The organism is Klebsiella sp. MISC125 (assembly GCF_051131775.1).
Taxonomy (GTDB): domain Bacteria; phylum Pseudomonadota; class Gammaproteobacteria; order Enterobacterales; family Enterobacteriaceae; genus Klebsiella.
Genome location: NZ_CP180448.1, coordinates 3,512,056 through 3,538,691, shown reverse-complemented (window position 1 = coordinate 3,538,691; position 26,636 = coordinate 3,512,056). Strand labels below are relative to the sequence as shown.

The 26,636-nt window shown below is 53.0% G+C and carries 25 protein-coding genes, 1 riboswitch and 1 other annotated feature; of the genes, 7 read left to right on the top strand and 18 right to left on the bottom strand.

The annotated features are described in order from the left end of the window. Window positions 1-179: 179 nt before the first annotated feature. Window positions 180-2,438: a catalase HPII gene (gene katE / locus ACMYSL_RS16795; protein WP_434659134.1), complete on the bottom strand. Its 2,259-nt coding sequence runs from the start codon at window positions 2,436-2,438 to the stop codon at window positions 180-182. 196 nt (window positions 2,439-2,634) lie between these two features. Between katE and cedA the strand changes: the two genes are divergently transcribed. Further along, on the top strand, window positions 2,635-2,874 hold the full coding sequence (gene cedA, locus ACMYSL_RS16790; protein WP_249421912.1) for a cell division activator CedA: 240 nt from the start codon (window positions 2,635-2,637) through the stop codon (window positions 2,872-2,874). 77 nt (window positions 2,875-2,951) lie between these two features. Here cedA and ACMYSL_RS16785 read toward each other — a convergent pair whose 3' ends face one another. The 4 genes from ACMYSL_RS16785 to hxpB form a co-directional block, all read right to left on the bottom strand. After that, on the bottom strand, window positions 2,952-4,343 hold the full coding sequence (locus tag ACMYSL_RS16785) for an L-cystine transporter (protein ID WP_142514219.1): 1,392 nt from the start codon (window positions 4,341-4,343) through the stop codon (window positions 2,952-2,954). Window positions 4,344-4,476: 133 nt separating this feature from the next. Further along, window positions 4,477-5,067: a metal-dependent hydrolase gene (locus tag ACMYSL_RS16780; RefSeq protein ID WP_112216774.1), complete on the bottom strand. Its 591-nt coding sequence runs from the start codon at window positions 5,065-5,067 to the stop codon at window positions 4,477-4,479. A gap of 92 nt (window positions 5,068-5,159) precedes the next feature. Next, complete coding sequence (kduD, locus tag ACMYSL_RS16775) at window positions 5,160-5,921, bottom strand: 2-dehydro-3-deoxy-D-gluconate 5-dehydrogenase KduD (protein WP_434659133.1); 762 nt, start codon at window positions 5,919-5,921, stop codon at window positions 5,160-5,162. Window positions 5,922-6,070: 149 nt separating this feature from the next. Then, window positions 6,071-6,739, bottom strand: coding sequence for a hexitol phosphatase HxpB (gene hxpB / locus ACMYSL_RS16770; protein ID WP_182238112.1), 669 nt, complete (start codon window positions 6,737-6,739; stop codon window positions 6,071-6,073). Window positions 6,740-7,013: 274 nt separating this feature from the next. On the opposite strand from hxpB, the gene ACMYSL_RS16765 reads away from it, so the two are divergent. Next, the gene (locus tag ACMYSL_RS16765; protein ID WP_434659132.1) at window positions 7,014-7,550 is read left to right on the top strand and encodes a YniB family protein; all 537 of its coding nucleotides are present in this window, start codon (window positions 7,014-7,016) and stop codon (window positions 7,548-7,550) included. Window positions 7,551-7,585: 35 nt separating this feature from the next. On the opposite strand, the gene yciA is transcribed toward ACMYSL_RS16765, so the two are convergent. The 5 genes from yciA to ACMYSL_RS16740 form a co-directional block, all read right to left on the bottom strand. After that, entirely contained in the window at window positions 7,586-7,984 is a 399-nt protein-coding gene (gene yciA / locus ACMYSL_RS16760) for an acyl-CoA thioester hydrolase YciA (protein WP_181482571.1), read from the bottom strand. Between the two features lie 101 nt (window positions 7,985-8,085). Then, the gene (locus ACMYSL_RS16755; RefSeq protein ID WP_434659131.1) at window positions 8,086-10,266 is read right to left on the bottom strand and encodes a TonB-dependent siderophore receptor; all 2,181 of its coding nucleotides are present in this window, start codon (window positions 10,264-10,266) and stop codon (window positions 8,086-8,088) included. A 195-nt stretch (window positions 10,267-10,461) separates the two neighbouring features. Continuing rightward, window positions 10,462-11,763 carry a voltage-gated chloride channel family protein gene (locus tag ACMYSL_RS16750; RefSeq protein ID WP_434659130.1) on the bottom strand — a complete coding sequence of 434 codons (1,302 nt, stop codon included), beginning with the start codon at window positions 11,761-11,763 and terminating at the stop codon, window positions 10,462-10,464. A 79-nt stretch (window positions 11,764-11,842) separates the two neighbouring features. After that, window positions 11,843-11,904, bottom strand: a riboswitch (Fluoride riboswitch). A 101-nt stretch (window positions 11,905-12,005) separates the two neighbouring features. Then, complete coding sequence (locus tag ACMYSL_RS16745; RefSeq protein WP_110273526.1) at window positions 12,006-12,545, bottom strand: septation protein A; 540 nt, start codon at window positions 12,543-12,545, stop codon at window positions 12,006-12,008. Window positions 12,546-12,596: 51 nt separating this feature from the next. Continuing rightward, the gene (locus tag ACMYSL_RS16740; RefSeq protein ID WP_434659129.1) at window positions 12,597-13,340 is read right to left on the bottom strand and encodes a YciC family protein; all 744 of its coding nucleotides are present in this window, start codon (window positions 13,338-13,340) and stop codon (window positions 12,597-12,599) included. Between the two features lie 313 nt (window positions 13,341-13,653). Between ACMYSL_RS16740 and ompW the strand changes: the two genes are divergently transcribed. After that, window positions 13,654-14,292: an outer membrane protein OmpW gene (ompW, locus tag ACMYSL_RS16735; protein WP_304258479.1), complete on the top strand. Its 639-nt coding sequence runs from the start codon at window positions 13,654-13,656 to the stop codon at window positions 14,290-14,292. Window positions 14,293-14,430: 138 nt separating this feature from the next. On the opposite strand, the gene ACMYSL_RS16730 is transcribed toward ompW, so the two are convergent. Continuing rightward, window positions 14,431-14,676: a YmjA family protein gene (locus tag ACMYSL_RS16730; RefSeq protein ID WP_112216783.1), complete on the bottom strand. Its 246-nt coding sequence runs from the start codon at window positions 14,674-14,676 to the stop codon at window positions 14,431-14,433. A 431-nt stretch (window positions 14,677-15,107) separates the two neighbouring features. Here ACMYSL_RS16730 and ACMYSL_RS16725 point away from each other — a divergent pair, with 431 nt between their 5' ends. After that, the gene (locus ACMYSL_RS16725; protein WP_434659128.1) at window positions 15,108-15,281 is read left to right on the top strand and encodes a small membrane protein; all 174 of its coding nucleotides are present in this window, start codon (window positions 15,108-15,110) and stop codon (window positions 15,279-15,281) included. On the opposite strand, the gene ACMYSL_RS16720 is transcribed toward ACMYSL_RS16725, so the two are convergent. Next, window positions 15,271-15,894 carry a helix-turn-helix transcriptional regulator gene (locus ACMYSL_RS16720; protein WP_434659127.1) on the bottom strand — a complete coding sequence of 208 codons (624 nt, stop codon included), beginning with the start codon at window positions 15,892-15,894 and terminating at the stop codon, window positions 15,271-15,273. The two genes, ACMYSL_RS16725 and ACMYSL_RS16720, sit on opposite strands and share 11 nt — an antisense overlap. A 340-nt stretch (window positions 15,895-16,234) precedes the next feature. Between ACMYSL_RS16720 and ACMYSL_RS16715 the strand changes: the two genes are divergently transcribed. Further along, window positions 16,235-17,107 carry a helix-turn-helix domain-containing protein gene (locus ACMYSL_RS16715; protein WP_434659126.1) on the top strand — a complete coding sequence of 291 codons (873 nt, stop codon included), beginning with the start codon at window positions 16,235-16,237 and terminating at the stop codon, window positions 17,105-17,107. A 253-nt stretch (window positions 17,108-17,360) separates the two neighbouring features. Here ACMYSL_RS16715 and ACMYSL_RS16710 read toward each other — a convergent pair whose 3' ends face one another. Continuing rightward, window positions 17,361-18,308 carry a quinone oxidoreductase family protein gene (locus tag ACMYSL_RS16710; RefSeq protein ID WP_434659125.1) on the bottom strand — a complete coding sequence of 316 codons (948 nt, stop codon included), beginning with the start codon at window positions 18,306-18,308 and terminating at the stop codon, window positions 17,361-17,363. A gap of 74 nt (window positions 18,309-18,382) precedes the next feature. Here ACMYSL_RS16710 and ACMYSL_RS16705 point away from each other — a divergent pair, with 74 nt between their 5' ends. After that, window positions 18,383-18,838: a MarR family winged helix-turn-helix transcriptional regulator gene (locus ACMYSL_RS16705; RefSeq protein WP_434659124.1), complete on the top strand. Its 456-nt coding sequence runs from the start codon at window positions 18,383-18,385 to the stop codon at window positions 18,836-18,838. Window positions 18,839-18,870: 32 nt separating this feature from the next. Here the strand turns inward: ACMYSL_RS16705 and trpA are convergent, their stop codons facing one another. Genes trpA through ACMYSL_RS16680 form a run of 5 tightly spaced genes read right to left on the bottom strand, consistent with a single transcriptional unit; the run spans window position 18,871 to window position 25,402 of the window. Next, window positions 18,871-19,680, bottom strand: coding sequence for a tryptophan synthase subunit alpha (gene trpA / locus ACMYSL_RS16700; protein ID WP_112216786.1), 810 nt, complete (start codon window positions 19,678-19,680; stop codon window positions 18,871-18,873). After that, complete coding sequence (gene trpB / locus ACMYSL_RS16695; protein WP_304258486.1) at window positions 19,680-20,873, bottom strand: tryptophan synthase subunit beta; 1,194 nt, start codon at window positions 20,871-20,873, stop codon at window positions 19,680-19,682. The genes trpA and trpB overlap by 1 nt, the downstream gene beginning before the upstream one ends. A 9-nt stretch (window positions 20,874-20,882) precedes the next feature. Beyond that, window positions 20,883-22,241 carry a bifunctional indole-3-glycerol-phosphate synthase TrpC/phosphoribosylanthranilate isomerase TrpF gene (gene trpCF / locus ACMYSL_RS16690; protein WP_182238129.1) on the bottom strand — a complete coding sequence of 453 codons (1,359 nt, stop codon included), beginning with the start codon at window positions 22,239-22,241 and terminating at the stop codon, window positions 20,883-20,885. 3 nt (window positions 22,242-22,244) lie between these two features. Then, window positions 22,245-23,840 carry a bifunctional anthranilate synthase glutamate amidotransferase component TrpG/anthranilate phosphoribosyltransferase TrpD gene (gene trpD / locus ACMYSL_RS16685; RefSeq protein ID WP_181482516.1) on the bottom strand — a complete coding sequence of 532 codons (1,596 nt, stop codon included), beginning with the start codon at window positions 23,838-23,840 and terminating at the stop codon, window positions 22,245-22,247. Next, window positions 23,840-25,402 carry an anthranilate synthase component 1 gene (locus ACMYSL_RS16680; RefSeq protein ID WP_434659123.1) on the bottom strand — a complete coding sequence of 521 codons (1,563 nt, stop codon included), beginning with the start codon at window positions 25,400-25,402 and terminating at the stop codon, window positions 23,840-23,842. The genes trpD and ACMYSL_RS16680 overlap by 1 nt, the downstream gene beginning before the upstream one ends. A gap of 35 nt (window positions 25,403-25,437) precedes the next feature. Then, window positions 25,438-25,533: a sequence feature (Trp leader region), on the bottom strand. A gap of 227 nt (window positions 25,534-25,760) precedes the next feature. Between ACMYSL_RS16680 and rnm the strand changes: the two genes are divergently transcribed. Next, the gene (rnm, locus tag ACMYSL_RS16675; RefSeq protein ID WP_434659122.1) at window positions 25,761-26,630 is read left to right on the top strand and encodes an RNase RNM; all 870 of its coding nucleotides are present in this window, start codon (window positions 25,761-25,763) and stop codon (window positions 26,628-26,630) included. Window positions 26,631-26,636: the final 6 nt, after the last annotated feature.

The following is a 26,636-nucleotide window of genomic DNA, read 5'->3' as shown; positions in this document are numbered from 1 at the left end:
TTGTGCTTGCGTTTCCGCCGGGCGGCGGCTGACGCCTTGCCCGGCCTACAAAACCCACAGTATCAATAAATTGTGCATTCTTCGTAGGCCCGGTAAGGCGCTAGCCGCCACCGGGCAATTCCAGCCATGGGCACTTTGTCAGCAATCTGAGGCCCGGCATTTATGCTGGGCCTTGTTTTTTATGCAGGAATTGCGGCGATTTTAGCGCTTCTTGGCCACACCCGATGTGCCGCCATCAGGGTAATCAGTTCATCCATGGATTTGCCATCTATCGCGTCCGTTTCAACAATCCCTTCTTCACCCTGACTGGCGACCTGAAGCGACGTTTTACACGGTCTGGCATCACCTGCCAGCAGAATCGGCTTCAGATGTTTGTAGCCTTCCAGCAGGTAATAGTGGAAATCACCGTTGTTGCTCAGGCTTTGCAGATCGCCGCCGGGAACGATGACCGCATCTACGGTTAATGAAGGCGACCCGGCAAAAGTCCCGGCAACCGGCAGAGTGGTACCATCGTCGGCCTTCACCTCACCCATACGGGAATAGAGTAGTTTGGCATGCACCCCCTTTGCCTTGAGCGCTTTCAGCAGCACCAACAGCTCTTTGGCGACCGGACGATCGTTAAGTAACACCGCCACCACACGACCCTTCACGTCTCCACTGGGAATAGCGTACAAGCTCAGGGTAGGGTCCTTTTTCAGGCCATTAACATCCGGCGGCGGCGTGATGCTACGTTGGTCGTCAGTGAGTTCGATACCGAGATTTTTACCCACAGCCTGAGCCAGCTGCAGGTCGATATGCGCCAGTTGATCGACAACCCTCTCGCGGATCCACTCCCTGACGACTTTGCTCAGCTCAAAACTAAAAGCGTCGATAATATGCTGCTGCTCAAGTGGCGTCTGGCTGCGCCAGAACAGTAGAGGCTGAGAGTAGTATTCGCCGAACGACGGGCTGCGCTGGCGAATTTTTTCGCCGTCTACCCGCTCGGCGTAGGATTCGAATCCTCCGCGTTTAGCGGCTGGCGGCGTCTCGCGAGGCCAGTTATCGTTGATTGAGTTAGGTTCATAGTTTGCCGGGTTGGTATCAATATCCATGCGATGCATACCGTCGCGCTGGAAATTATGATACGGGCAGGTGGGCTTATTAATAGGAATCTCATGGAAATTAGGCCCGCCAAGACGGCTAATCTGCGTATCGGTATAGGAAAATAAACGGCCCTGAAGCAGCGGATCGTTGCTGAAATCTATCCCCGGCACGATGTGCCCGGGATGAAACGCAGCCTGTTCATTTTCGGCAAAGAAATTATCCGGGTTGCGATTGAGGACCATTTTCCCGACCCGTTGAACAGGGACCAGCGCTTCCGGGATAAGCTTGGTGGGGTCCAGCAGATCGAAGTCATAGGCAAACTCATCCTCCTCGGGGATGAGCTGTAGCCCCAGTTCATACTCGGGGAAATCTCCCGCTTCAATAGCTTCCCATAAATCGCGACGATGGAAATCAGGATCGCGACCTGTCAGCTTCTGCGACTCATCCCACACCAGAGAGGCCTTGCCCGCTACTGGTTTCCAGTGAAAACGTACAAAGGTTGCTTTGCCTTCGGCATTTATCAGGCGGAAGGTATGGATACCGAACCCTTCCATCGTGCGATAGCTGCGGGGTAAACCGCGATCGGACATCGCCCACATTACGTTGTGCAGCGTTTCTGGCTGTAGTGATACGTAGTCCCAAAAGGTGTCATGTGCACTTTGCCCTTGCGGGACGGCCCAATGAGGTTCCGGTTTTACCGCATGGACGAAATCAGGGAATTTGAGCGCGTCCTGGATAAAGAAGATGGGGGTGTTATTGCCGACCAGATCAAAAATGCCCTCGTCGGTATAGAACTTGGTGGCGAAACCGCGAATGTCGCGCACCGTATCGGCGGACCCTGCACCGCCCTGGACAGTAGAAAAGCGCACGAACACCGGGGTTTTCTTCTCCGGGTCGGAGAGAAAATCGGCTTTGGTGATGTCGCTCAGGTTTCTATAGGGCTGAAAGTAGCCGTGCGCTGCGGAGCCTCGGGCGTGGACGATCCTCTCGGGGATGCGTTCATGGTCAAAATGGGTAATTTTCTCGCGCAGGATAAAATCTTCCAGCAGCGTGGGGCCACGTTTGCCCGCACGCAGCGAGTTTTGATCGTCAGCGATACGTACGCCCTGGTTGGTGGTGAGCGCAAAATCCTCGCCGCCTTTACGGTGATTATCCAGCGCGTCAAGCTTACCGCTATGCGTATTCGGGGCTTTTATACTGCCAGGCGCGGTCGGCTCTTCACCCGGAGCGGTGGGGTGCGGCGTGGGTCGCCAGTTCTGGTCATTGGGTGCTAAAGAATCGAGACCTGGTTTCGCTTCCCGGTCATCGTGAACCGGTGACTGGTGGGTTTGTGGTTTATGGTGTTTCTCTGACATTGCTCGCTCCTGTTTTCATTACTGAAAATGGTCGTTGCTGAACCAAAACCCTTCTAACTATAGAACATCTGTTCCAGCAGATTTTATTCCAGGACTTTTACCTTTTAAGGATAATAAGCAGGGGGCGACGAAAGGGGGCGCTTTCAGCTATGATAGGGGTTTATGTTTCCCGCTTTGTTTAGTGAATCTATTTGTGATGAAACCACATCGCCAACAAAATCGTCAGGTCATTAGCTACGTGCCTCGAGTGGAGCCAGCGCCGCCGGAACACGCCGTCAAAATGGACGGTTATCGCGATGTCTGGGTGCTGCGCAATAAGTACGTCGCCTTTGTGCTGGTGGACGAACATTTTCGCCGTTCACCGCCGTTTAACGTGCCGGAAGCGGCGCAGCGCTGGGCGGAGCAGATGAGGCAGGAAGGCGAGATAGATGCCTGAGGGCGCGCGCTAAAACAAAAAAACCGCTGAGGTCATCAGCGGTTTTTTATCTCTGAAGGCTTTATGGCCCTCTCAGATTAGCGGTGGGCCAGTTCGGCATCCTCTTCGCTATCAAGAATGGTTTTGTCGGTTTGACGCAGCCACTGGCTGGTCAGGGTACCGGCGGTCATTGAACCGCTGACGTTCAGCGCGGTACGACCCATATCAATCAGTGGTTCAACTGAAATTAACAGCGCCACCAGCGTCACCGGCAGACCCATTGCCGGCAGAACGATCAGCGCAGCAAAGGTTGCGCCGCCGCCAACGCCCGCAACGCCTGCGGAACTGACGGTGACAATGCCCACCAGGGTGGCAATCCATAGCGGATCGAACGGGTTGATACCGACGGTCGGAGCGACCATGACTGCCAACATTGCCGGGTAAAGACCCGCACAACCGTTCTGACCAATGGTCGCGCCGAATGATGCTGAGAAGCTGGCGATAGATTCTGGTACCCCCAGTCGGCGGGTTTGCGCTTCGACGTTCAGCGGAATAGACGCTGCGCTGGAACGACTGGTGAAGGCGAAGGTCAGCACCGGCCACACTTTGCGGAAGTACTTCAGCGGGCTCACGCCGTTCACTGCCAGCAGCAGGCCATGCACCACGAACATAATGCCCAGGCCGAGATAGGAGGCGATAACGAAGCTGCCGAGCTTGATGATGTCCTGCAAGTTAGAGCCAGCAACCACTTTGGTCATCAGCGCCAGCACACCATACGGCGTTAACTGCATAACCAGACGCACTAACTTCATAACCCAGCTTTGCAGCGTGTCGATGGCGGTGAGCACGCGCTGGCCTTTGGCAACGTCATCTTTCAGCAACTTCAGCGCCGCGACGCCCAGGAAGGCCGCAAAGATAACCACGCTGATAATCGACGTTGGGTTCGCGCCGGTCAGATCGGCAAACGGGTTCTTCGGTACGAAAGAGAGGATCAGCTGCGGGACGCTCAGGTCCGCCACTTTACCGGCATAGTTGCTCTGAATGGCGTTAAGACGAGCGGTTTCCGCGCTGCCTTGCACCAGCCCTTCAGCGGTCAGGCCAAACAGATTGGTAACCAGAACACCGACCAGTGCTGCAATCAGCGTGGTGAAAAGCAGGGTGCCAATGCTCAAAAAGCTGATTTTACCCAGCTGTGAAGCGTTATGCAGACGGGCGACCGCGCTCAGGATAGAGGCGAAGACCAGCGGCATAACGATCATTTGCAGCAGTTGAACATAGCCGTTGCCGACGATATTGAACCACTGGATAGAATCCTTCAGCACCTGGCTGTCGGAACCATAGATAAATTGCAGCGCCAGGCCGAAAATAACGCCGATAACCAGACCGACCAGTACTTTTTTAGCGAGGCTCCACTGTTTGTGGCGGGTTTGAGCCAGCGCCAACAGCAAAACCGCGAACACGATAACGTTCGCTATTAATGGAAAATTCATCCCCGTTCTCCTGATATCTTTTTTACCGGGTTGGTCAATAACCAACTCTTATGACGGCAAGGGTAGCAGAAGGCGTTATTCGTTACTTATATTCAAATGGAATTGATTATAACTAAATGGATAATTCGCTTGTTTATTGTCCTGCCTGGTGACTAATAAATCGATTAAAGGTGGTTTGCAGCGTGTTAATCATGCTTGATGACCAGCGCACGGCGCTATTATCGGCAAAAGTCTGCGGCATCCACACCGCATAGATGAAGAGCGCCATACACAGCGCGCGCTCTAGCTGGTTGCCTTTACGTGGTGCGAGGATAGGTAAGCGAAAGCGCCAGCGGCATGGCCAAAGCAGCGGCACTCCCGCAGGAGTCAGCATGTCGGCAAGGATATGGCTGAGATAGCCCAGCACCAGCCCCTGGACAGCGTCCGCCGGGATTATCCAGCCATCGGGCACTTTTAACGAGAACAGCGCAAGAGCGCCGAAGACTACCAGCAGGCTATGGGTGAAGCCGCGATGACCAAAGGCGCGGGCTATCGGTTTTGAAATCCAGCGTAAACGCTGCCCGAGAAATGACTTAGGGTGATCGATGTCGGGCAGCAGGCAGGTCAAAATTGCGGAAGGGACAATATGCCACCAGTCCCCCTGGGCCAGAACGGGGGTTAATTCCGCGTTTTTCGCAAATACCGCACAGGCGATAGAAAAGAGAAGGTGACCTTCCGCCGTCATGATAAGAAACCCTAAACTGTCAATTCATACAGTATAGGGTTTTTATACAGTGTGCGGAAGAGGTGACGGTGTAACTCTTTGTCACAAAACCATCAACGTGCCAGCCAGCCTCCGTCAACCGCCAGAGTATAGCCACTGACGTAATCTGCTGCCTTAGAGGCGAGGAATACCACCGGCCCTTGCAGGTCATCCGGAACGCCCCAGCGCCCGGCAGGAATGCGGTCGAGGATCTCTTTATTGCGCTCGGCATCATCACGTAATTGCTGAGTGTTGTTGGTCGCCATATATCCCGGCGCGATGGCGTTAACGTTGATGCGATGTCCCGCCCATTCATTAGCCATCAAGCGAGTAATGCCGAGAACGCCGCTTTTTGAGGCAGTATATGAAGGCACTCTAATGCCGCCCTGAAAGGAGAGCATTGAGGCGATGTTAATAATTTTTCCGCCATCGCCTTGCTGAATAAACTGCCGGGCGACCGCTTGCGAAAGAAAAAAGACCGATTTCAGATTCAGATTCAGGACGTCATCCCAATCTTTTTCTGAAAAATCGAGTGCATCGGTGCGGCGGATTGTGCCAGCGTTGTTGACCAGAATATCGACTCTGCCCATCGCAGCAACGGCCTGAGTGACAATCGAGCCAATCTCATCCTGGTGACTCAAATCGGCCTGGATAGCTGTGAAGCGTCGGCCCAACGCCTGAACCTTTTCCGCCGTTTCATGGGGAATTCTACGATTGACCCCGACGATATCGCACCCGGCCTGCGCAAGGCCCAGCGTCATGCCCTGGCCGAGCCCGGTATCACAACCCGTTACGATAGCGACCTTACCCGTAAGGTCAAAGGCGTTCAGTACCATATGCACCTCTGTATGCTGATTTCATGCGTTAAATAACGCCATTGAGGACAAGCATAGAGGGAGGAGGAAGAAAAAACAATTAAAAATGAAACGGTGTTTTAATTTTGTGATAATGGGATAGGGATACCATCCCATTATCACCGGATGGCTTAACCGAGCAGGTCGGTCAGGGTGAGGGATTTCAGGCTCGTTAGCTTCACATCGGCCAGCACAAAGCGAGGATCGCGGCTATTCTCTTCTTCAGGCACGACAATAGAGCGCATCCGCGCCGCTTTGCTGGCAATCATGCCGTTGACAGAATCTTCCAGCGCCACGCAGTTCAGCGGGCTGACGCCAAGTTTTTCCGCACAGTTCAGATAAACCTGTGGATGCGGTTTGCTGAACGGCAGCATTTCGGCGGAAGCGAGTGCATCAAACTGGTCGCGCAGTTCAAACATGGTGAGGACTTTTTCCAGCATCCGCAGCGGCGATGCTGAGGCCAGGCCGATTTTCAGCCCCTGCGCTTTACACATCGCCACCGCTTCCCGCGCGCCGGGCAGGAGCGGGCGCGCTTCTTCAACCAGTTGGATAGCGCGGTTGATAATTCGCGCGGTCACTTCGGCGCGATCCGGGCCTTTCCACGGCTGCTGGGCAAACCACAGATCGACGACTAAATCGATGCGTAGCCCCAGAATATCGGGCATTTCACTGCGGCGGCTAATATCCACTCCGAGGCTTGCAATCACCTCCAGCTCTGCCTTATCCCATAGCGGTTCGGAATCAATCAGTAATCCATCCATATCAAAAATTGCGGCATGAATCTGTCGCCTGGCTGACATAAGTCCCTCTCCTGTAGCGTAAGTAGATAACGAATTGGCACTCATGGTATATCATACCGCGCATTATTGGGCGAAATTCGCCGACGAAGGTAGACTTAGAGCGTATACCACCAGGCGTTATTGGCGCAGCCAATTTGGACACGGACAGCGCGCAGAAACCGGAGCGTACATGAAGTACGTGAGGATTTTGAGCACTGCCCTGGTCCAAAGTGGCAAGTGAAATAGCCTGAGATAGGTTCTTAGAGTGGCTAGAGCGTCTTAACAAGGGGAACCCATGACGTATCAACAAGCTGGACGCATTGCAGTACTTAAACGTATTTTGGGGTGGGTGGTGTTTATTCCGGCAGTTATCTCGACGCTGATTTCGGTGCTGAAGTTTATGTACGAGCACAGCGAGAAAAAGCCGGGGATTGATGCGGTGATGATGGATTTTGCGCACGTGATGATCGAGATGATGCGCTTCAATACGCCGTTCCTGAATTTCTTTTGGTACAACTCGCCGCTCCCGGACTTTAAGCACGGCATGAATATCGGCTTCTGGATTATCTATATCCTGATCTTTGTCGGGATGGCGCTGCAGGCATCCGGCGCGCGGATGAGCCGTCAGGCGAAGTTTCTGCGTGAGGGGGTTGAGGATCAGCTGATTCTTGAGCAGGCCAAGGGGGCGGAAGGGCTGACGCGCGAGCAGATCGCCGAACGTGTCGTGGTGCCGCGTCATACTATTCTGGTGCAGTATTTCCCGCTGTACGTGCTGCCGGTGATTACCATCGTGATCGGCTACTTCTTCTTTTCTTTACTCGGTTTCCTGTAATCAGATAGCCCGGCGAGTTTGCCGGGCTATCTGCATTATTGGGCAGGCAGCGCGCGCGGCTTGCCCTGGTTATCCACCGCAACGTAGATAAACAGCGCTTCGGTTGCCTTGTAGCGTTGGCCGATTGGCTCAGACGACACTTTCTTTACCCATACTTCCATATTGATGGTCACCGAGGTATTGCCGCGCTTCACGCAGTCGGCGTAGCAACACACCACATCGCCGACCGCGACCGGACGTAAAAAGGTCATGCCGTCGACGCGCACGGTCACCACGCGACCATGGGCAATTTCTTTCGCCATAATGGCGCCGCCGATATCCATTTGCGACATCAACCAGCCGCCAAAAATATCGCCGTTGGCGTTGGTGTCCGCTGGCATCGCCAGGGTGCGTAAAACCAATTCGCCCTTCGGCGCGAGATCTGTTGTTGTCATTCGGTACTCTGTACTCGTCAAAGATGATCAGGCGCGATGCTACTATGAAAAGGGCGTGGAGAGAATAGGGGGAATACGCCCGCCAGTGCGGGCGTAGAGGTTTAGAAGGAGAGCGTGACGCCAGCGTAGTACGCACGACCCGGTTCGTTGTAGGTTGAGGCACCTTCGTTTTCGCGATAAAGCTGCTTATCGAACAGGTTGCTGATCCCGGCATTCAGGCGTAAATCTTTCATCAGCTGATAGTTACCGCCAATTCCGACGACGGAATAGGAACCGACTTCGTTGGTTGCCAGTACGCCGTTTTCATTGCGAATTTCCGCATATTCACGCGGCTTCTGCCGGCCGTACATCGTCCAGTTGACGTTGGCCGAGAGCTTGCTGTTAATCTGCCAGTCGACCATGGTGTTGATGGTATATTTTGGAATAACGGACAGCGGGTTACCGGTATCTTTATTTTCCGATTTGATCATATAGGTGGCGTTGGTGCGCCAGTTGAGTGTATCGGCAATCACCGGCACCAGCAGGGTCCCTTCGAGGCCTTCAACGACCGCTTTACCGCCGTTTTCCCATTGCAGGATATTCGCTCCGGTAGCGGTATTACCCAGCACCTCGGTGCCGGAGACGATTTTATTTTTGTAATCATTACGGAACCAGGTGATACCGGCATTATAACCGTTCAGATTAAACTCAAGACCGATCTCTTTGTTGATGCTGATTTCGGGATCGAGATCCGGGTTGCCCAAAAGATAGCAGTTGCCATTGGCAATACTTATCGGGCAGCCGTTTCCGCGCGTAGAGAGCAGATAACCTTCGCTGGCTTGATACAGGTTCGGTGCTTTAAATTCCCGGGCAATACCTGCTTTGACCTTAAACATATCGCCCAGATCCTGCGACAGGTTCAGGCTCGGACTCCAGTTGCCGCCGAAGTCATTGTGGTAGTCAAAGCGCAGGCCCGGAATAATATTGGTGCCTGGGGTCGCTTCAATATTGTCTTCGAGATAGATACCGGTCAGCGTAGCGCTGTTTTTAGGGCTGCGTTGTGAAGGATCGCCGGAAACTCCGGGGAGATAATCCGTCGTCGTGGTGGCCTGCATTGAGGCCGGATCGTTTAGCTCGTCGTGATTCCACTCCATCCCCAGGGTAAGGGTCTGTTCAGCCAGCCAGTTGAATGGAAGGTTCACCTCAGCGGTTGAGCGCCACGATTCCAGGCGGCTGGTATCATAGACATCGCTATTGATCATTCCTTCTACGCGGCCGGTAGTGCCTTCCTGCATACGGGTATTGTTGGTTTTTTCGTAATAGACGCCCGCTTTAGACTGGCCCCAATCCCAGATGCCGTTATAGGTCAGGCCCCAGGTCTGGCGATACATGCGGTTTGTTTCCTGGCCGTATAGCGTATCGATCAGACCATTTGGGCTCATGTTGCTGTTGCTGTACTGCGTATCACCGGCGTAGATGTTGCCCTGGCGGCTATAGGCATAGCTGAAATCGACAATCTGTTGTGGTGTTACTTTCCATGACAGCAGGGCGTTAATATCTTTATTGCGCACGCCTTCGCGGCCTGCGGCATAAGAGCCATTTTGCGCGCTATTGATGTCCCAGGCATCCGGCTCGGTTTTGTTGATATTGCCATACAGACGCATCGTCAGGGCATCCCCGGCCAGCGGTCCGTTAAGGTTAAAGTTAGCCCGGTTGGTGGAACCTTCTTTATTATTTTCCGGCTGATTGGTATAGAGCGAGAGTGAGCCATGCCAGTCGTTGGTCGGGCGCTTGGTGATGATATTGACCACGCCGCCTGCTGCCCCTGATCCATAGCGAGCAGCCGCGGGGCCGCGCAGAACTTCGATGCGCTCGACCATTTCCGGCGGAACCCAGTTGCTGTCGCCGCGGGTATCGCGCTCGCCGCGCCAGCTATAGCGCACCGAGTTTCTCGAACTGACGGGCACACCATCGATAAGAATCAGCGTGTTTTCCGGCCCCATGCCGCGAATATCAATCTGTCGGTTGTTGCCGCGGCTGCCGCTGGCGCTGTTGCCGGTCAGGTTAACGCCGGGCATTTTACGAATGATTTCAGACAGATCGTTAACCGGCGGATCTTTAGCAATATCTTCTGCGGTGATAATCGAGACGCCCGGCTGCTGCTTTAGCGCTTCTTCCGCGGTTCCCCGAACCACCATCGTTTCGGTATCCAATTCAGCCTCTTCGGCGAAAGCCCCTGGGCTAAGCAAACCAGCGATGGCCAGGGCCAGGGGAGTGGCGATGTGATTTTTCTGCGATCTCATTTTAAATATCCATATCAAGTCATGAAAAATTGAGATCGAGAATATCAATGATAATTATTATCATTACAATTGCGAGGGGCGAATCTCCATGATATCCTCACAATTGCCGCAACTTTCCAGCATCTGGTAGATATCGTGAAGGAGTCGGTAAGGTTTACCGTACCGACTTGCTGGGATGTTCCTGGCCTGAAGAGATTATTTGCCCATTGTTTTATCGGTTTTCTGTTGCTGATACCACGCGGGAAGTTCTGCCAGACTAATACCCGTCGGCACATAGCCCTGTTTCAGACAGGCGACCCGCTGCGCGCGATAAATGCTGGTATATCCTGAAACCAGCCAGGCGACAGCGCAGGCTAGCGCAGCGTAAATGTCGATTTCAGAACCAAACAATTCGATTGCCATCAGCGTCGATGCTATAGGGGTGTTAGCTGCCCCAGCGAAGACGGCGACAAAGCCAATCCCGGCCAGAAAGCTCACCGGCATATGTAGCAGCGGAGCCAGCGCATTGCCAAGCGTCGCGCCGATATAAAATAGCGGCGTCACTTCTCCGCCTTTAAAACCGCTCCCTAAAGAGGTCACGGTGAAAACCAGTTTGCCGAGAAAATCCCACGGAGCTAGTGGATGCTGAAAGGCATCCACAATCACCGGTATGCCGAGGCCAATATAGCGATCGCCATGAAACAGCCAGACGGCAGCAACAATGAACAAACCGCCGGTAAACGGGCGCATTGGCGCATAGCGAACATATTTTTTCATTAACCCGCCAATGAAATGCGTGCTGTCAGCGAAAACGCGCGCCGCCAGGCCAAAGCAGCAACCCGCGATAACCATTGCCGCCAGGGTCCAAAGGGTGAGGGGTGGAATGCTGGAAACGATATAGTGGGTGTGTTGCACCCCCCACATGATCCCGACCCGATCGGCGACGATTGCGGCGACCAGACACGGGAATATGGCGGTGTAGTTCATCCTTCCGATGGCCAGCACTTCCAGCCCAAATAGCGCTCCGGCGAGCGGAGTGCCGAAAATTGAGGCGAAACCGGCGCTGATCCCGGCCATGAGCACCGTCCGTCGCGTATCGTCGTTGAGGCGAAAAATGGGCGTAAATTGATCGGCAATCGAGGCTCCCATCTGTACCGCAGTCCCTTCACGGCCCACGGACGCCCCGCACAGGTGCGATATCACGGTGCCGAAAAAGACCAGCGGTGCCATACGCAGGGGGATCACACATTTAGGATCGTGGACTTCTTCCAGAATGAGATTGTTACCGGCCTCCACGCGGGTGCCGTAGTGCAGATAAATCCAGCCGACGGCAAAGCCCGCGATCGGCAGCAGCCAGATAAGCCAGCGATGCGTTTCACGCGTTGCAGTAGCCCATTCAAGGGAGAAAAGAAAGAAAGCCGATGCCGTACCCGCCAGGACGGCGATGATAAAGGCGAGAAACAGCCATTTCCCGAGGAAGAAAAACAGGGTGAGTTGTGAAAATCGGGGTGCACGCATCGTTATTTCCTTAGAAGGTTAACCTTCCCGGACGCGGTGCCTGCAATACAGATATGCCTGCCCATTCCCGGTCCGGGAATAAAAAGCAGGCATCATTAGCCACATGGCGGTTCAAGAGGGAATGCCATCCTCTATACGAAATATCTTACGGCATGAACCGTTTCAGCTGAAGTTTTTTATGCGTTGTATATAAAAAGAGAGGAGAAGGCGGCACGCAGGGAATTGTGCGTGCCGAAGCGAACTTAGTGATTGTCGTCCTGCGGCATATGGCGATAGATGTAAACGCCGCTTAGCAGGGTGAACACCAGCGTCATAGCGGTTAAACCGAAGACTTTAAAGTTGACCCAGATATTCTGCGGCAACCAGAAGGCGATGTAGATATTCGCCAAACCGCAAAGAATGAAGAATACCGCCCAGGCCAGATTCAGACGCGACCAGACCTGCTGCGGTAACGTCAGCTCTTTACCCAGCATGCGCTGGATTAGCGGCTTTTTCATTACCCACTGGCTAAACAGTAGAGCGCCAGCGAACAGAACGTAGATGACCGTGACCTTCCATTTTATAAACTCATCGTTATGGAAGAAAATGGTCAGGCCACCGAAAAATGCGACCAGGACAAAGGTAATCAGCGCCATTTTCTCGACTTTGCGATAGCGCACCCAGCTGTAAATCAGCACGATGGCGGTAGCGATAATCAGCGCGGTCGTTGCGGCGTAGATATCGTAGAGCTTGTAGAATGCGAAGAAGACTACCAGCGGTAAAAAATCCAGAAACTGCTTCATACATCGATTCCGTCGTTCAGAATGGGCCGGGAGCGCCCGACCCAGATTAAGTTAGTTGCGAATAAGCATATACAAGCGGAATAAATAGATCAGCAACAATGCGGATATCAGGTTGCTGATGGTATTTATCACGATTGCGCCAACGTTTGGCGTCAGTACGGCAAAGCTGGATGCAAACAGCAGAAGTAGGGTTTTCGCCAGCAGCCAGCCGATTATCGCGGGTGCAACCAGGCGAATATTGGCCCATGCCAGACGCATACTGCTGCGCAGGGCGCTGAAAACACCCATTTTGTCCTGAACCAGCATAATTGGCGCGAATGAAAGGACGATCGCCAGCAGCACGCCAGGCACCACCACCAGCATCATCCCCATTTGCACGACAAAAGTCGTGAGCAGGATCAGCAGCAGCAGCTTTGGCAGCACTGGCGCAGAAGCACCAATCGCACGTAAGGCACTAACGCGTTGACCTGAGGAGATCATCTGAATCATCAGCAGAACGCCGCCCGCAAGGATCGCATTGCCCACCAGTCCAGAGAATGTAGAGGCTGCCGAAGCTCGTAGCAGGACCTGCTGCTGTTCCGGCGTCATACTTTGCACCAGCTCGAACAACCCGACGCTACCCGTCAGGCTATCGCCTTCGCTCAGAATCGATAATTGCTCCTCACTGGGTGAAAAGGCATGGCCAAGTACTACCGTAATAAGCGCGCACAACAATGCAATCAGCAAAATAGTGACGAACTGATTACGGAAAAAGTTTCCGGTGTCACGGTAGACGGACTTCGCCGTGATAGACATGCATTCTCCTTGAGTCTTGCAGGTGTTAACTAGCCGGCGATTGTACCGCAAATCGTGCCTGGGTAGCAGTCTCTGCTCCTGCGCGCTAAGTATATCTTTGTAAATAGAAGGCACAATCAGCGGTCCATCGCCTTGGCTCCAGTAAAAACAGAAAATTGATACAGTATGTTTATCGCTAGTTATATGAAAAAAGTGAAAATTAATCTGGATCAATAAATGTTAAATTTCCCGACTTTGTGTGATCTATGTTGGATCAAACATACTTCATTGTAGGTATATTCTTGCGCTGAATAACCATAATGAGGAAGTGGATATGAAAAAGTTAGCAGCGGCATTTGTTATTCTCGGCACTCTCTCCAGCAGCAGCGTCTGGGCGCATGAAGCTGGTGAATTTTTTATTCGCGCAGGTTCGGCAACGGTAAGGCCAACGGAAGGGGCGGGCGGTACATTGGGAAGCCTGGGGGGATTTAGCGTCAGCAATAACACGCAGCTCGGCCTGACCTTCACCTATATGGCAACCGATAATATCGGGGTTGAGCTGCTGGCCGCGACGCCGTTCCGTCATAAGGTAGGCACCGCAGCAACCGGTAATATTGCCACCGTTCACCATTTACCGCCGACCTTAATGGCGCAGTGGTACTTTGGCGATTCGAGCAGCAAGCTGCGTCCATATGTTGGTGTGGGTATCAACTACACCACCTTCTTTGACGAAGGTGTGAACGACAATGGTAAAAATCAGGGGATTTCCGATCTGAGTCTGAAAGATTCCTGGGGTGCTGCGGGTCAGGTCGGTATGGATTACCTGATTAACCGTGACTGGCTGATTAACATGTCGGTGTGGTACATGGATATCGACACCACCGCGAGCTATAAACTGGGCGAGGCTCGCCAGCATGACAGCGTGCGCCTGGATCCGTGGGTGTTTATGTTCTCCGCGGGCTACCGGTTCTAAAGTTTTTCGGCAGAGCTGGTCGCTGTATGACCAGCTCTTGGTATTCTATTCTGTAATAATTATTCCGCGAACGGTTTGGCTTGATAGTGACTTACTATGAAAGGATACATTGGCCTGCGTACATCGTTTTAACAAGATCTACTCATTGCCCCATTTATTGAGGAAGTTCGCGATATCATCAATACGCTGCTCATTGATCCCTGCTTGAATGGCCATTTCTCCCTGTGCTTCCTCACTGATTTCTTCGTTGTTCATCAAGCGAGTGATCAACAATTGAAAATAGCGAGCCAATGGCTCACGTTCTGACTCGCTCACTGGCTCTGCGGATTCGGTCGAATACTCATCGGCAATGTCATAATATTTCAGTGGTACTTCATCGTTCATCAGTTGCTCCAGATTTAACGCTAATGTCAGTTGCTGCCTACCTCTTAGGCCTGAATAATATCATTGCTGTGTCATTTTATCTTGTAGGCGGCCGGGAAAACGAAAAATTGCCTTCGGTGAGACTAACGAGCCAGAGGACGTTACCGTGTCACGCTATCGTGTGAGTACTAAGTAGTGGTACCTCATCTAACATTTTACGTGTTTACTTACATCAAGCCCTGTACGAAAGGTTATTCCCTTTAAAGAGGAAGGGTAATTCATAGATATAAATGGCATGATTAAAGAGTATGTAACCACATGATTTTTTTAATTAAAAAGTCAGGTGGTAACTCTGGATGAGAAATATCTTGTCGCCATGCCATATATTCTTAAATAAAGCAAATTGACTTGTTTTAATAATTCCTCATGCACTATGATGCCCATGTCCTTATATGTGTTTTTTCAATTCATGGTGCATAATGAGTAATTTATTTCTATTACTAGTTTCCATATTGCTTTTGTTTGTTTCTGTATATAACGGGATGGCTTATTTTAATGAAATCAGAAGGCGACGCGCGGTGTTTCGTTGCTTTTATACCTCTGGCGATCGCGACTCTAAGACATAAATTTTTTTCTTTTCATAAGTACGCTTAGGAATCTATTGAGTTCTTTGTTACTTTGTATTTTAAAGTCATGCATGACATTTTTTTTATGAGAAAAAACGGTTTTATAGTTAATTTTTAATTCCTGCGCTATTTCCAGTTGATTAAGCCCAAGGCTGAGGGCATGAACAACTTTTGACTGGGCTTGGGTAATCGATTTACATGGGCAGTTAATACAGCGCATAGCCTCATTTGAGGGATGCTCTTCATTCTTAGATGTGACCACCCTGTCAATACCTGATTTGATTTTATTTCTAATGGTGGGGATTGAGTCGGACTTATATAAAAACAAACTCTCCTTAATGCAATTAGGCAGTTCCTTTCTGATGCATTCAATTTTCCGTTCCTGAAGAATGCATAGCAAAGTTTTGCCACTTGTATATTTTAATTCATCATGGCATAGAAATATTTCCCCTGGCTCCATTTCAGTGAATATTATATGAGCCTGCGCGATGGAATCTTGGGTGTAGTCGTCTTCAAAGGTGAGCGATTCCCCTGAAGCAATAGTTTCCTGTAGCAACTGTCTGATGGCATGGTTGGTGTAGGTATTTTTAGTATTAATTAAAACATTAATCATATTTTTAGATTCACACGGTTATCAAAATACATATCTCAAATTAAAATAGAGAGAGCAGCATCAATACCCATGCTCTCAGTAATGTATTAGAGTTAAAATATTTAATTAAGATATTGCAGACGCTTAAGAAAATCAATATCTGTAAATAAAATGAGATTTCTGGTATTTTTTATGAGAAAAGTCTTATTTTTCAATGTGGTGTTTAAGATTTCATTGTTTTTTATTTTATGATTTTTTATTTATTTTTATCGTGCACAAAAAGCTTAGTATTGCCGTTGGGGTACTGATAAAATAGCGCTATGTGATGATTTAATGAAGATATTGTCAATAGAGATGAGAGATGAGAAATGTGATATTTAATAACATGGTGGAATGGATTGAGGCCCGGCTTGCTATTAACCCATCCGTTGATGATATTGCTCATGGAATAGGGTGTTCTCGTCGTTCTGTGTACAATGTTTTCCAGGAGTACGGCGGACTACCTGTTGGGAAATATATCAGAATGCGTAGAATGACGCTTGCTGCGGGGAAATTAAAGCTAACCCGACAATCTATATCATCGATCGCATATCTATTGAATTATGACTCCCATCAAACATTTTCTCGGGAGTTTAAAAAGACTTTCGGTCTTCAGCCCAGAGAGTACAGGGCTTCAAAATTTTGGGATATGACCTTATTGTTTCAGAGAATAGTATCTGAGAGGGGTGGGTTAACAACACCTTACCTGTGTATTCTTGAGGAACAAACGTTTACCGGATATGGATTTAACTATTTGCTATGTCCTACAAGCGATATCTCTTCAAGGAAAGAGATCACCAGGCGAAAAGTAGCTGGAAGAGTATCCTGTGGGGAAGAGAATCTTTACATCCTTTCTGATTTTTCCCCCTCAATGGATAATGACTTTAAAATCAGGGTGAATGGGTTTATCGGTGCACCTTTGACTCAGCGGAACACTCTGTTTCGAGATGTGAAAGTCGTCAAGGGGGGGTTGTATCTTAGATTCGACTTTAATGGCTCATGGTCGGATTTTACCTTTCTTTCAAATAACGTATATATGAAGTTCCTCCCGGAGTTAGGGCTATATCGACGTGAAGGCTATGACATCGAACATTTTATCTCTCAAAAAGGTGCTTTGTTTGAAAACGAGTGGCCTGTTTACACCCTTCAGTATTATGTCCCTGTCGAGTATATCTCGCTAGCACCAAGCATCTGAAAAGGGCGAATTGACGCTGTTTTTACCAATAGTAATCTCGTCATTAACAGAGGGGCTGGTTAAGACAACTGGTGCGCAAGGTGTGTCAGCTATCATAAAAAAAGCCCGCACAAGTGCGGGCAAAAATACTGGAAGCAATGTGAGCAATGTCGTACCGAATACCTGAGTTGTTTACTCAACTATTCGGTAATGAGAAAGATAATATTTCTCATTTAAGATATCAACCCCAACTTTTGTGCGGAAGCGCTTTTTTTTAATCGACGATAAAAACTGTGCGTTTCTGGCTGTCATCCTGTGGCCAGACCGTGGCAACGTCATGAAGCCGCCGTGCAGTGGTGGCAATGGTAAATCTCCCGGCGACCGAGGCCTGCAGCATTTTCCCGGTCGCCGCCAGCAGTTGTGGCATGGACAGGCTACCAATCCCGCTGCCCATCAGTTGCAACGGTGCAGAGCGTAATACCGCGCCGCTGAGCGTGATATCGGCGGCGGCAAGTGAACCGACCTGAACAAAGCGTACCGGCGCCTTCCCTGGACTATGCTTTGCCAGCGCAGGGAGCAACAGTTCAGCACTGTGACCCCACAGGTAATCGACGACGACATCAATCTGCTGCGCTGCCAGCTCCGCAAACTGCGACCGTACGGTGGCATCATCTTCGCTTAAGTTGACTATTTTATCGGCCCCGAGGGAGGCGAGCTTTAACGCGTTGCGCCCGGTGGCAATCACCTTTTTAGCCCCCAGAAAGCGGGCGACTTGTACCGCCAGCTGTCCGGCGCTACCGGTCGCACCGTTGATAAGCACCGTTTCTCCGGCCTTGAGATCCGCGCGCTTGACCAGCGCCGCCCATGCCGATATGCCTGGATTAGCCATTGCGGCGGCGGTAACGTCGTCCAGATCATCCGGCAGCGGCAGGCAGTGGTTTAGCGCGACCGGTGCCCACTGTGCCATGCTGCCCCATGGCGCGGTGGGGAAGGCGAAATAAACTCGCTGACCGTCAGGCAATGTTCCGGCGCCATCAATCCCGACGCCGAAAGGCAGGCGGCCATCGAAACTGTAATGTTTGCCGGAGGCCCGGCTTTTCACGACATGGCTGATAGCGCAGGCACGCACTTTGACCAACGCCTCATGTTCAGTGGGCTGCGGGTCGCTAAAATCGGCCCAAATCGGGCCTTGTTGCAGGTCAAAAACGACGGCTGCTTTCATAGTATTCTCTCCTGGGATGATTATGTGTAAAATGCACATATCAGTTAACGGCACTATACCCGGTTAAATAATATATGCAACATGCACATAATAATTACGACATCAGCGAGTTTCACGGTGCGCTGCTCGACATCATCAGCGTGATGAACCAGCCGGTGCGCGATGAGCAGATACTGCAGGCTGCTGGGGTTCAGCTTGATCAGATCCTCTTCCCGCTGCTGGTGGCGGTAGGGCGCAGGGGGCCGGTGGGGGTCGTGGAACTGGCGGATAGTCTCGGGCGCGATTACACCACCGTCAGTCGGCAGGTGAAGAAACTGGAAGCGCAAGGGCTGGCGCGAAAGCAGCCAAACGCCAAAGACCGGCGGATTAGCGAAGTCACGCTTAGCGAAGCGGGTCAGGCAATGATCGAACGTATTTCGGTTGCAAGAACGCGGCTGATGAATCAAGTGCTGGCGGGATGGGCGCAAGAGGATGTGATGGCGCTGTTTCGTCTGACGCGCAAGTACGCAGACAGCTTACAGCAGAAATAACCGCCCGGCGCAGTGCCGGGCGGCAGGCGTGCTTAGGCCGCTTTGGTGGCGGCTTTGAGGCTCTGCACAAAGGTCTTCAGTTCAGACAGCATAGCCTGCGGGTCGTTAACGTTACGCTCAATGATTTTGACGATCGCAGAACCGGAAATCGCCCCGGCAGCGCCGGCATCAATCGCGGCGGTGACCTGCTCCGGCGCGGAGATACCAAAGCCCTGCAGCGGTGGCGCAGCGTTATATTCGGCCAGCTTTTCAATCAAATGATGCAGCGGCAGCGCGGCGCGGTTTTCCGCGCCGGTCACCCCCGCACGAGACAGCAGATAGGTATAGCCGCGACCGTAGGAAGCAATCTGGCGCAGCAGGTCGTCATCGGCATTTGGCGGGCAGATGAAAATTGGCGCGATATTATGGCGCAATGCGGCCTGGCGGAACGGTGCCGACTCTTCGACCGGTACATCGGCTACCAGCACTGAATCAACGCCCGCGCGTTCGCATGCGGCATAAAATTCATCAATGCCAGGGCTAAACACCAGGTTTGCGTACATCAGCAGGCCGATCGGGATGGTCGGGTGCTTTTGACGAATTGCCGCCAGCATTTCAAAACATTGTGCTGGCGTGACGCCTGCGGCAAATGCGCGCAGGGCTGCGCCCTGAATGGTTGGGCCGTCCGCCAGCGGGTCGGAGAATGGGATACCCAGCTCCAGCGCATCGGCACCCGCTTCAATCAGCGTATCAATAATTTTCAGCGATTGTTCCGGGTTAGGGTCGCCGAGCGTCACGAAGGGAACAAATGCGCCTTCCTGGCGAGCTTTCAGTTGTGCAAACAGCGTCTCGTAACGTTCCATCAGATTTCCCCTCGCGCTTTCAGAATATCGTGTACGGTGAAGATGTCTTTATCGCCGCGACCGGAGAGGTTAACCACCAGCAGCTGCTCTTTTTCCGGGTTCTCACGCATCATTTTCAGCGCGTGCGCCAGGGCGTGGGATGATTCTAGCGCCGGGATAATCCCTTCATGACGGGAAAGTTCTTTAAAGGCATCCAGCGCCTCATCATCGGTAATCGATACGTAGTCGGCGCGACCAATGCTGTTCAGATAAGCGTGCTGCGGGCCGACAGACGGGAAGTCCAGTCCAGCGGAAATGGAGTAGGACTCCTCAATTTGCCCGTCCTCGGTCTGCATCATCGGCGATTTCATACCGAAGTAGATACCAACGCGCCCGTGCTTCAGCGGTGCGCCGTGTTCGCCGGATTCGATCCCGTGACCCGCCGGTTCCACGCCAATCAGGCCGACAGTGGTTTCGTCGATAAAGTCGGCGAACATGCCGATAGCGTTAGAACCGCCGCCGACGCAGGCGATAACCGCATCCGGCAGGCGACCTTCTTTCTCAAGAATCTGTACTTTGGTCTCTTCGCCAATCATGCGCTGGAATTCACGCACGATGGTTGGGAACGGGTGCGGGCCGGCGGCGGTCCCGAGCATATAGTGGGCTTTTTCATAGCTGCCGGACCAGTCACGCAGCGCCTCGTTACAGGCATCTTTTAGCGTTGATGAGCCGCTATGTACCGGGATCACTTCTGCACCCATCAGGCGCATACGGAAGACGTTCGGCGACTGGCGCTCGATATCTTTTGCGCCCATATAAATGCGGCATTTGAGGCCGAGCAGGGCGCTGGCGAGGGCAGAGGCTACGCCGTGCTGACCCGCGCCGGTTTCGGCAATAATTTCCGTTTTGCCCATCCGTTTTGCCAACAGCGCCTGACCGAGCACCTGGTTGGTTTTATGCGCGCCGCCGTGCAGCAGGTCTTCACGCTTCAGATACAGCGTGGTACGGGTACCTTCAGTGAGGTTACGGCATTTGGTCAGCGCGGTCGGGCGACCGGCGTAGTTTTTCAGCAGGTCGGTAAATTCGGCCTGAAATGCCGGGTCTTTCTGCGCGCTAACGAACGCTTCTTCAAGCTGGCGCAGGGCGGGCATCAGGATCTGCGGAACGTACATTCCGCCGAATTCGCCAAAATAGGGGTTCAGTAAAGTACTCATTGTTGCTCCTTAATATGCGCGCAGCGTTTGAAACACCGAGGCCAGTTTGCTGGCATCTTTAATACCCGGCTGTGACTCCACGCCTGAATTAAAATCGAGTCCGGCACAACCGCTTTTGGCGGCTTCTACACAGTTATCGGCGCCGAGGCCGCCTGCTAACAGCACGTTACGCAGGTCCTGACCTTGCAGCAAAGACCAGTCGAAACGCTGACCGGTGCCGCCCTGGCCGTTATCAAAAACGTATTTATCGACATGGTTCAGATTGCGTTGCGGCAGCGTTTCGCCAACGCTGAGGGCTTTCCATATTTGCACTTTGGCCGGTAACTCGGCGCGCAGGGCATCGATATAGCTCTGGTCTTCACCACCGTGCAACTGGACGGCGGCTAAGTTTAGGCTTTCAACGCGGGCGGCAACCTCTGCCACCGGCGCATTGCGAAATACGCCGACGTAGCTCAGGGGAGCGCTATCAATAACCGCTTTCGCCTGGGCTTCATTTACCGCTCGCGGCGAGGTGGGGACGAAAATCAGTCCGCCGTATACGGCGCCGGATTCATACGCTACCTGGGCATCCTGCGGACGGGTGAGGCCGCAGACCTTATTTTCGCCGAGCAGCACGCGTTTCACTGCGGTGTTCAGATCGTCGTGTTCCATCAGCGCTGAACCAATCAGGAAGCCATTGGCGAAGTGGCTCAGTTCACGCACTTCGGCATAAGTATGGATGCCGGATTCGCTGATCACCGTGACGTCATGGCCGAGTCGTGGTGCCAGCGTGCGGGTGCGGTTGAGGTCAATCGACATATCGCGCAGGTCGCGGTTGTTGATACCGACCACTTTGGCCTTCAGCGCGATGGCGCGTTCCAGCTCTTCTTCATTACTGACTTCGGTCAACACGCCCATATTCAGGCTGTGCGCGACGGCGGCGAGCTGGCGATATTGTTCATCATCAAGCACCGAGAGCATCAGCAGGCAGGCATCGGCCTGATAGTAGCGCGCCAGGTAAATCTGGTAAGGATCGATGGTGAAATCCTTACACAGAATCGGCTGCGGCGCGATTTTGCTGACAATTGGCAGAAAATCGAAGCTGCCCTGGAAATATTTCTCATCGCACAGCACCGAAATAGCCGATGCGTAGTGCTTGTAGACCCCGGCGATGGTCGCCGGGTCAAAATCTTCACGAATCAAACCTTTTGACGGCGAGGCCTTTTTGCACTCGAGAATAAACGCGGTGCGGGTACCGGCAAGGGCATCGTAAAAATTGCGCTGCGTCGGCACGACGTCATTTTGAAAGCTGGCTAACGGTTGTTGTTGTTTGCGGGCTTCTACCCAAATCGCTTTGTCGGCCACGATTTTTGCTAAAACGGTCTGCATTATTTACCCTCTTGCCGCTAATGCGGTCACTTTGTCATAGGCCGCTCCGCTGCGCAGGACCTCGATGACGTGCTGTGCGTTGGCCTTCAGATCTTCGTGCCCATGTAAACGCATCAACATGGCGACGTTGGCGGCGACGGCGGCTTCGTGAGCGGCTTCACCTTTACCTTGTAGTAAGCGTGTCAGAATGTCACGGTTTTCTTCCGGCGTGCCGCCAGCCAACTGTTCCTGATGGTAAGGCGTCAGGCCAAAGTCGGCGGCGGTCAGCTGATAGCTCTTGATTTCGCCGTTGTTCAGTTCAGCGACCACCGTCGGCGCGTGGAGCGACACTTCGTCCATGCCGCCGCTGTGGACCACGGCAGCACGCTGATAGCCCAGTACGCGCAGGGTTTCCGCAATCGGCAGCACCAGTTCCGGGCTATAAACGCCAATCAGCGCCAGCGGCGGATGCGCCGGGTTGATCAGCGGCCCCAGCACGTTAAACAAGGTGCGGGTCTTGAGCTGCTGACGGACCGGCATCGCGTGACGGAATCCTGTGTGATACTTCGGTGCGAACAGGAAACAGACGCCCATCTCATCCAGTGCCTGGCGAGATTTATCGGCATTCATATCGAGATTAATACCGAAGGCTGCCAGCAGGTCAGATGAGCCTGATTTACTTGAAACGCTGCGATTGCCATGTTTCGCTACTTTCAGGCCGCAGGCGGCGGCAACAAAGGCGCTGGCGGTCGAAATATTGATGCTGTTGCTGCCGTCGCCGCCGGTACCAACGATATCGGCAAACAGGTAATCAGGGCGCGGGAACGGCGCGGCGTTTTCCAGCAGCGCGGTAGCGGCCCCGGCAATTTCCTGCGGATGCTCACCGCGCACTTTCATACTGACCAGCGCAGCGGCCAGTTGCTCGGGCTTGACTTCGCCGCGCACTACTGCGGAGAACAGCTGATGGCTCTCCTGCTGGCTCAGGGTCTCGGCCTGATACAGTTTTTCCAGAATTGGCTGGATAGTGTTGGTCTGCTCCAGCTTTTGCAACGCCCATGCCAGCGTTTGCTCCAGCAGGCGTGCGCCCTGGGTAGTCAGAATCGACTCAGGATGGAACTGGAAACCGCAGACGCGATCTGCGTCGTGGCGCACCGCCATCACCATGCCGTTAAAGTTGGCGTTGATCGTCAACCCTGCCGGGATATTGCTGCCGACCAGCGAGTGGTAGCGCGCAACCGGCAGTGGGTTAGTCAACCCGGCAAACATCGCCTGACCATCATGTTCAATGCTTGATGCTTTACCGTGGAGGATTTCACCAGCCTGCCCGACGTAACCGCCGTAAGCTTCGACAATGGCCTGATGACCGAGGCAGATGCCGATAATCGGCAGCTTACCACGCAGTCTGGTCAGCAGTTCCGGCATGCAGCCTGCTTCGCTCGGCGTGCCCGGACCGGGAGAAAGCATCAATACCGGATTTTTCATGGTGCCGATGCGCTCAATCAGCGCCTGCGCCGGGACTGAGTTGCGGTAAATCACCACGTTATGGCCGTTCGAACGCAATTGGTCTGCCAGGTTATAGGTAAATGAATCGATATTATCGAGCAGCAGAATGTCGGCCATTAGAAAATCTCCTTCGCGTGATGGGCCTGGGCGATAGCGCGCAGCACCGCGCGAGCTTTATTACGGGTTTCATCCGCTTCAGATTGGGGAACGGAGTCGAGCACGATACCGGCACCGGCCTGTACCGTGGCGATGCCATCCTGCACGTAAGCAGAACGAATCACGATGCAGGTATCGAGGTCGCCGTGGGCGGTAAAGTAACCCACCGCGCCGCCGTAGCTGCCGCGGCGTTTGCCTTCAGCGGCGGCGATAAGCTGCATTGCGCGCACTTTAGGCGCACCGCTCAACGTGCCCATATTCATACAGGCGCGATAGGCGTGGAGCACGTCGAGATCGTTGCGCAGCTCGCCAACCACGCGGGAGACGAGGTGCATCACAAAGGAGTAGCGGTCGACTTTGGTTAAGTCGGCCACGTAGCGGCTGCCAGGCGTGCAGATGCGGGCGAGGTCGTTACGCGCCAGGTCAACCAGCATCAGGTGTTCGGAAAGCTCTTTGTGATCGGTGCGCATCTCAAGCTCAATGCGGCTGTCGAGATCGCGGTCTAGCGAACCGTCGGTACGGCGACCGCGCGGGCGGGTTCCGGCAATCGGGTAGATCTCAATCTGGCGGCTGACAGCGTCATATTTCAGCGAGCTTTCCGGCGATGCGCCGAACAGGGTGAAATCGTTATCCTGCATAAAGAACATATACGGGCTGGGGTTGCTCTTCTTCAGCACATCGTAAGCGGCGAGCGGCGACGGGCAGGGCAGCGAGAAACGGCGCGATGGCACCACCTGGAAAATTTCACCCGCGCGGATGGCGCGCTGCATTTTACGCACTACGGCACCGTACTCTTCATCACTCTGATCGCAGTCGCAGCGCATTTCGGCAACTGTTGTCACCGGCAGCGGCGCGGGCGGCTCATTCAATTGCTGACGAAGCTGGGCGATGCGCTGTAGCAGACGCTGTTTTTCATTTTCCAGCGGGGTGAACAGACTCGCCTGGATGCGGGTGTTTTTAGTCTGATGGTCGATAACCAGCAGCGTTTCCGCCAGATAGAAACAGTAATCCGGGCAGGCGGTATCGCTTTCCAGCGGCGGCAGGTTTTCGAAGCCGGCGACGAGGTCATAAGCAAACAGCCCGCCGAAGAACATGGCTTCGCGCTCGTCCTGCGGCACGGTAACCAGCTCTTGCAACAGGCGGAAAGTGTCAAATACCGATAATGAACATAAGCGGGCGTCTTCATCAAGCAGTGCGCTGACAGGAGGGAATGTTAACACCCGCCCATTTGGCTGGCGCTGATTATCAATACCCGAAGGCAGAGTGTTATCCAGCAAATCCAGCAGCGCTGTGCCGTTAGCGGAGAGTGCCTGAATAGTGACAGTGTCACCTAGCGCGGTAATGCGCAGCGCGCTATCCACCAGCAGCAGGCTCTTTAAATCATCCTTACTGTCGATATCCGCGGATTCCAGCAGCAGGGTGGCCGGACGCGCACCGCATAGCTGGTGGAATAACGCCGTCGGGTTTTCCCGATAGATGGCGTCGCTGGTGAGAAGCTCGAGTGCCGGTTTTGATATTTGCATTATTGTTCTCGCCTGTTCGGTATAATAATTTGTCCAATAAAAAGCCCGCTCATTGGCGGGCCGGGTATCTGTATGCTGAGTGCAAAACGCGATCACGCCGCCCGATAACAGGAGCTACGCCACCAGCCGTGCAGAGTGATAAATTGCGTTTTCATCGTTGATACCCCTTCATGTGAACTTGCGTACTAGTTAACTAGTCCGGAGGTGTAAAGTCAACCCCTGTTTGCAGATTTTATCGGTGAGTCGGTATGATGATGCGCCTGGTGAGATTATCAATAATTTGAATCACCGAAACGCAGCCAACTTTCCTGTCACTTAAAGTATGACGGGTACAGGTTTATGTCCAGCAGGAGTCATCTTGAGCAACACCAACTACGCAGTGATTTACGACCTGCACAGCCATACCATCGCCTCCGACGGGCGACTGACTCCACAAGAACTTGTTCATCGCGCCCACCAGATGCGCGTTGGCACCCTGGCGATTACCGATCATGATACCGTGGCGGCAATACCCGCCGCCAAAGCGGAAATTGAACGTGCAGGTTTACCGCTAACGTTGATAAATGGCGTGGAGATTTCCACGCTGTGGGAAAACCACGAGATTCATATTGTCGGGCTGAATATTGATATTACCCATCCGGCGATGACCGCGTTACTTGATGAACAGAAAGCGCGCCGCCAGCTGCGGGCTCAGCTGATTGCAGAACGGCTGGATAAAGCTCGGATCCCCGGTGCCTGGGAAGGGGCGCTGAAACTGGCCGACGGCGGGGCGGTGACGCGCGGCCATTTCGCCCGTTTTTTGGTCGAAGGGGGTTATGCGAACAACATTGCTGACGTCTTTAAGAAATATCTCGCGCGTGGGAAAACCGGTTACGTTCCGCCACAGTGGTGTACAATAAAACAAGCGATTGATGTCATTCATCATTCTGGCGGCAAAGCGGTTATTGCCCATCCTGGGCGCTACGACCTCTCTGCCAAGTGGCTGAAAAGATTGTTAGCCCATTTTAGTGAGCAGGGCGGCGATGCGATGGAAGTCGCTCAATGCCAGCAGGCACCGCATGAGCGCGCACAGCTTGCTGCTTACGCCGTGCAGTTTGGCCTTCTCGCCTCCCAGGGGTCTGATTTCCATCAGCCTTGTCCGTGGATCGAGCTGGGCCGTAAACTTTGGCTACCCGCTGGCGTAGAAGGGATCTGGCGCAGTTGGGAAGTGGCCGTAGAACAAAATTGAGAGGGA

Bases quoted from the DNA above. Each gene is read 5' to 3' on its own strand.
- katE (WP_434659134.1), bottom strand. From the start codon at position 2,438: ATGTCAGAGAAACACCATAAACCACAAACCCACCAGTCACCGGTTCAC.
- cedA (WP_249421912.1), top strand. From the start codon at position 2,635: ATGAAACCACATCGCCAACAAAATCGTCAGGTCATTAGCTACGTGCCT.
- ACMYSL_RS16785 (WP_142514219.1), bottom strand. From the start codon at position 4,343: ATGAATTTTCCATTAATAGCGAACGTTATCGTGTTCGCGGTTTTGCTG.
- ACMYSL_RS16780 (WP_112216774.1), bottom strand. From the start codon at position 5,067: ATGACGGCGGAAGGTCACCTTCTCTTTTCTATCGCCTGTGCGGTATTT.
- kduD (WP_434659133.1), bottom strand. From the start codon at position 5,921: ATGGTACTGAACGCCTTTGACCTTACGGGTAAGGTCGCTATCGTAACG.
- hxpB (WP_182238112.1), bottom strand. From the start codon at position 6,739: ATGTCAGCCAGGCGACAGATTCATGCCGCAATTTTTGATATGGATGGA.
- ACMYSL_RS16765 (WP_434659132.1), top strand. From the start codon at position 7,014: ATGACGTATCAACAAGCTGGACGCATTGCAGTACTTAAACGTATTTTG.
- yciA (WP_181482571.1), bottom strand. From the start codon at position 7,984: ATGACAACAACAGATCTCGCGCCGAAGGGCGAATTGGTTTTACGCACC.
- ACMYSL_RS16755 (WP_434659131.1), bottom strand. From the start codon at position 10,266: ATGAGATCGCAGAAAAATCACATCGCCACTCCCCTGGCCCTGGCCATC.
- ACMYSL_RS16750 (WP_434659130.1), bottom strand. From the start codon at position 11,763: ATGCGTGCACCCCGATTTTCACAACTCACCCTGTTTTTCTTCCTCGGG.
- ACMYSL_RS16745 (WP_110273526.1), bottom strand. From the start codon at position 12,545: ATGAAGCAGTTTCTGGATTTTTTACCGCTGGTAGTCTTCTTCGCATTC.
- ACMYSL_RS16740 (WP_434659129.1), bottom strand. From the start codon at position 13,340: ATGTCTATCACGGCGAAGTCCGTCTACCGTGACACCGGAAACTTTTTC.
- ompW (WP_304258479.1), top strand. From the start codon at position 13,654: ATGAAAAAGTTAGCAGCGGCATTTGTTATTCTCGGCACTCTCTCCAGC.
- ACMYSL_RS16730 (WP_112216783.1), bottom strand. From the start codon at position 14,676: ATGAACGATGAAGTACCACTGAAATATTATGACATTGCCGATGAGTAT.
- ACMYSL_RS16725 (WP_434659128.1), top strand. From the start codon at position 15,108: ATGTGTTTTTTCAATTCATGGTGCATAATGAGTAATTTATTTCTATTA.
- ACMYSL_RS16720 (WP_434659127.1), bottom strand. From the start codon at position 15,894: ATGATTAATGTTTTAATTAATACTAAAAATACCTACACCAACCATGCC.
- ACMYSL_RS16715 (WP_434659126.1), top strand. From the start codon at position 16,235: ATGAGAAATGTGATATTTAATAACATGGTGGAATGGATTGAGGCCCGG.
- ACMYSL_RS16710 (WP_434659125.1), bottom strand. From the start codon at position 18,308: ATGAAAGCAGCCGTCGTTTTTGACCTGCAACAAGGCCCGATTTGGGCC.
- ACMYSL_RS16705 (WP_434659124.1), top strand. From the start codon at position 18,383: ATGCAACATGCACATAATAATTACGACATCAGCGAGTTTCACGGTGCG.
- trpA (WP_112216786.1), bottom strand. From the start codon at position 19,680: ATGGAACGTTACGAGACGCTGTTTGCACAACTGAAAGCTCGCCAGGAA.
- trpB (WP_304258486.1), bottom strand. From the start codon at position 20,873: ATGAGTACTTTACTGAACCCCTATTTTGGCGAATTCGGCGGAATGTAC.
- trpCF (WP_182238129.1), bottom strand. From the start codon at position 22,241: ATGCAGACCGTTTTAGCAAAAATCGTGGCCGACAAAGCGATTTGGGTA.
- trpD (WP_181482516.1), bottom strand. From the start codon at position 23,840: ATGGCCGACATTCTGCTGCTCGATAATATCGATTCATTTACCTATAAC.
- ACMYSL_RS16680 (WP_434659123.1), bottom strand. From the start codon at position 25,402: ATGCAAATATCAAAACCGGCACTCGAGCTTCTCACCAGCGACGCCATC.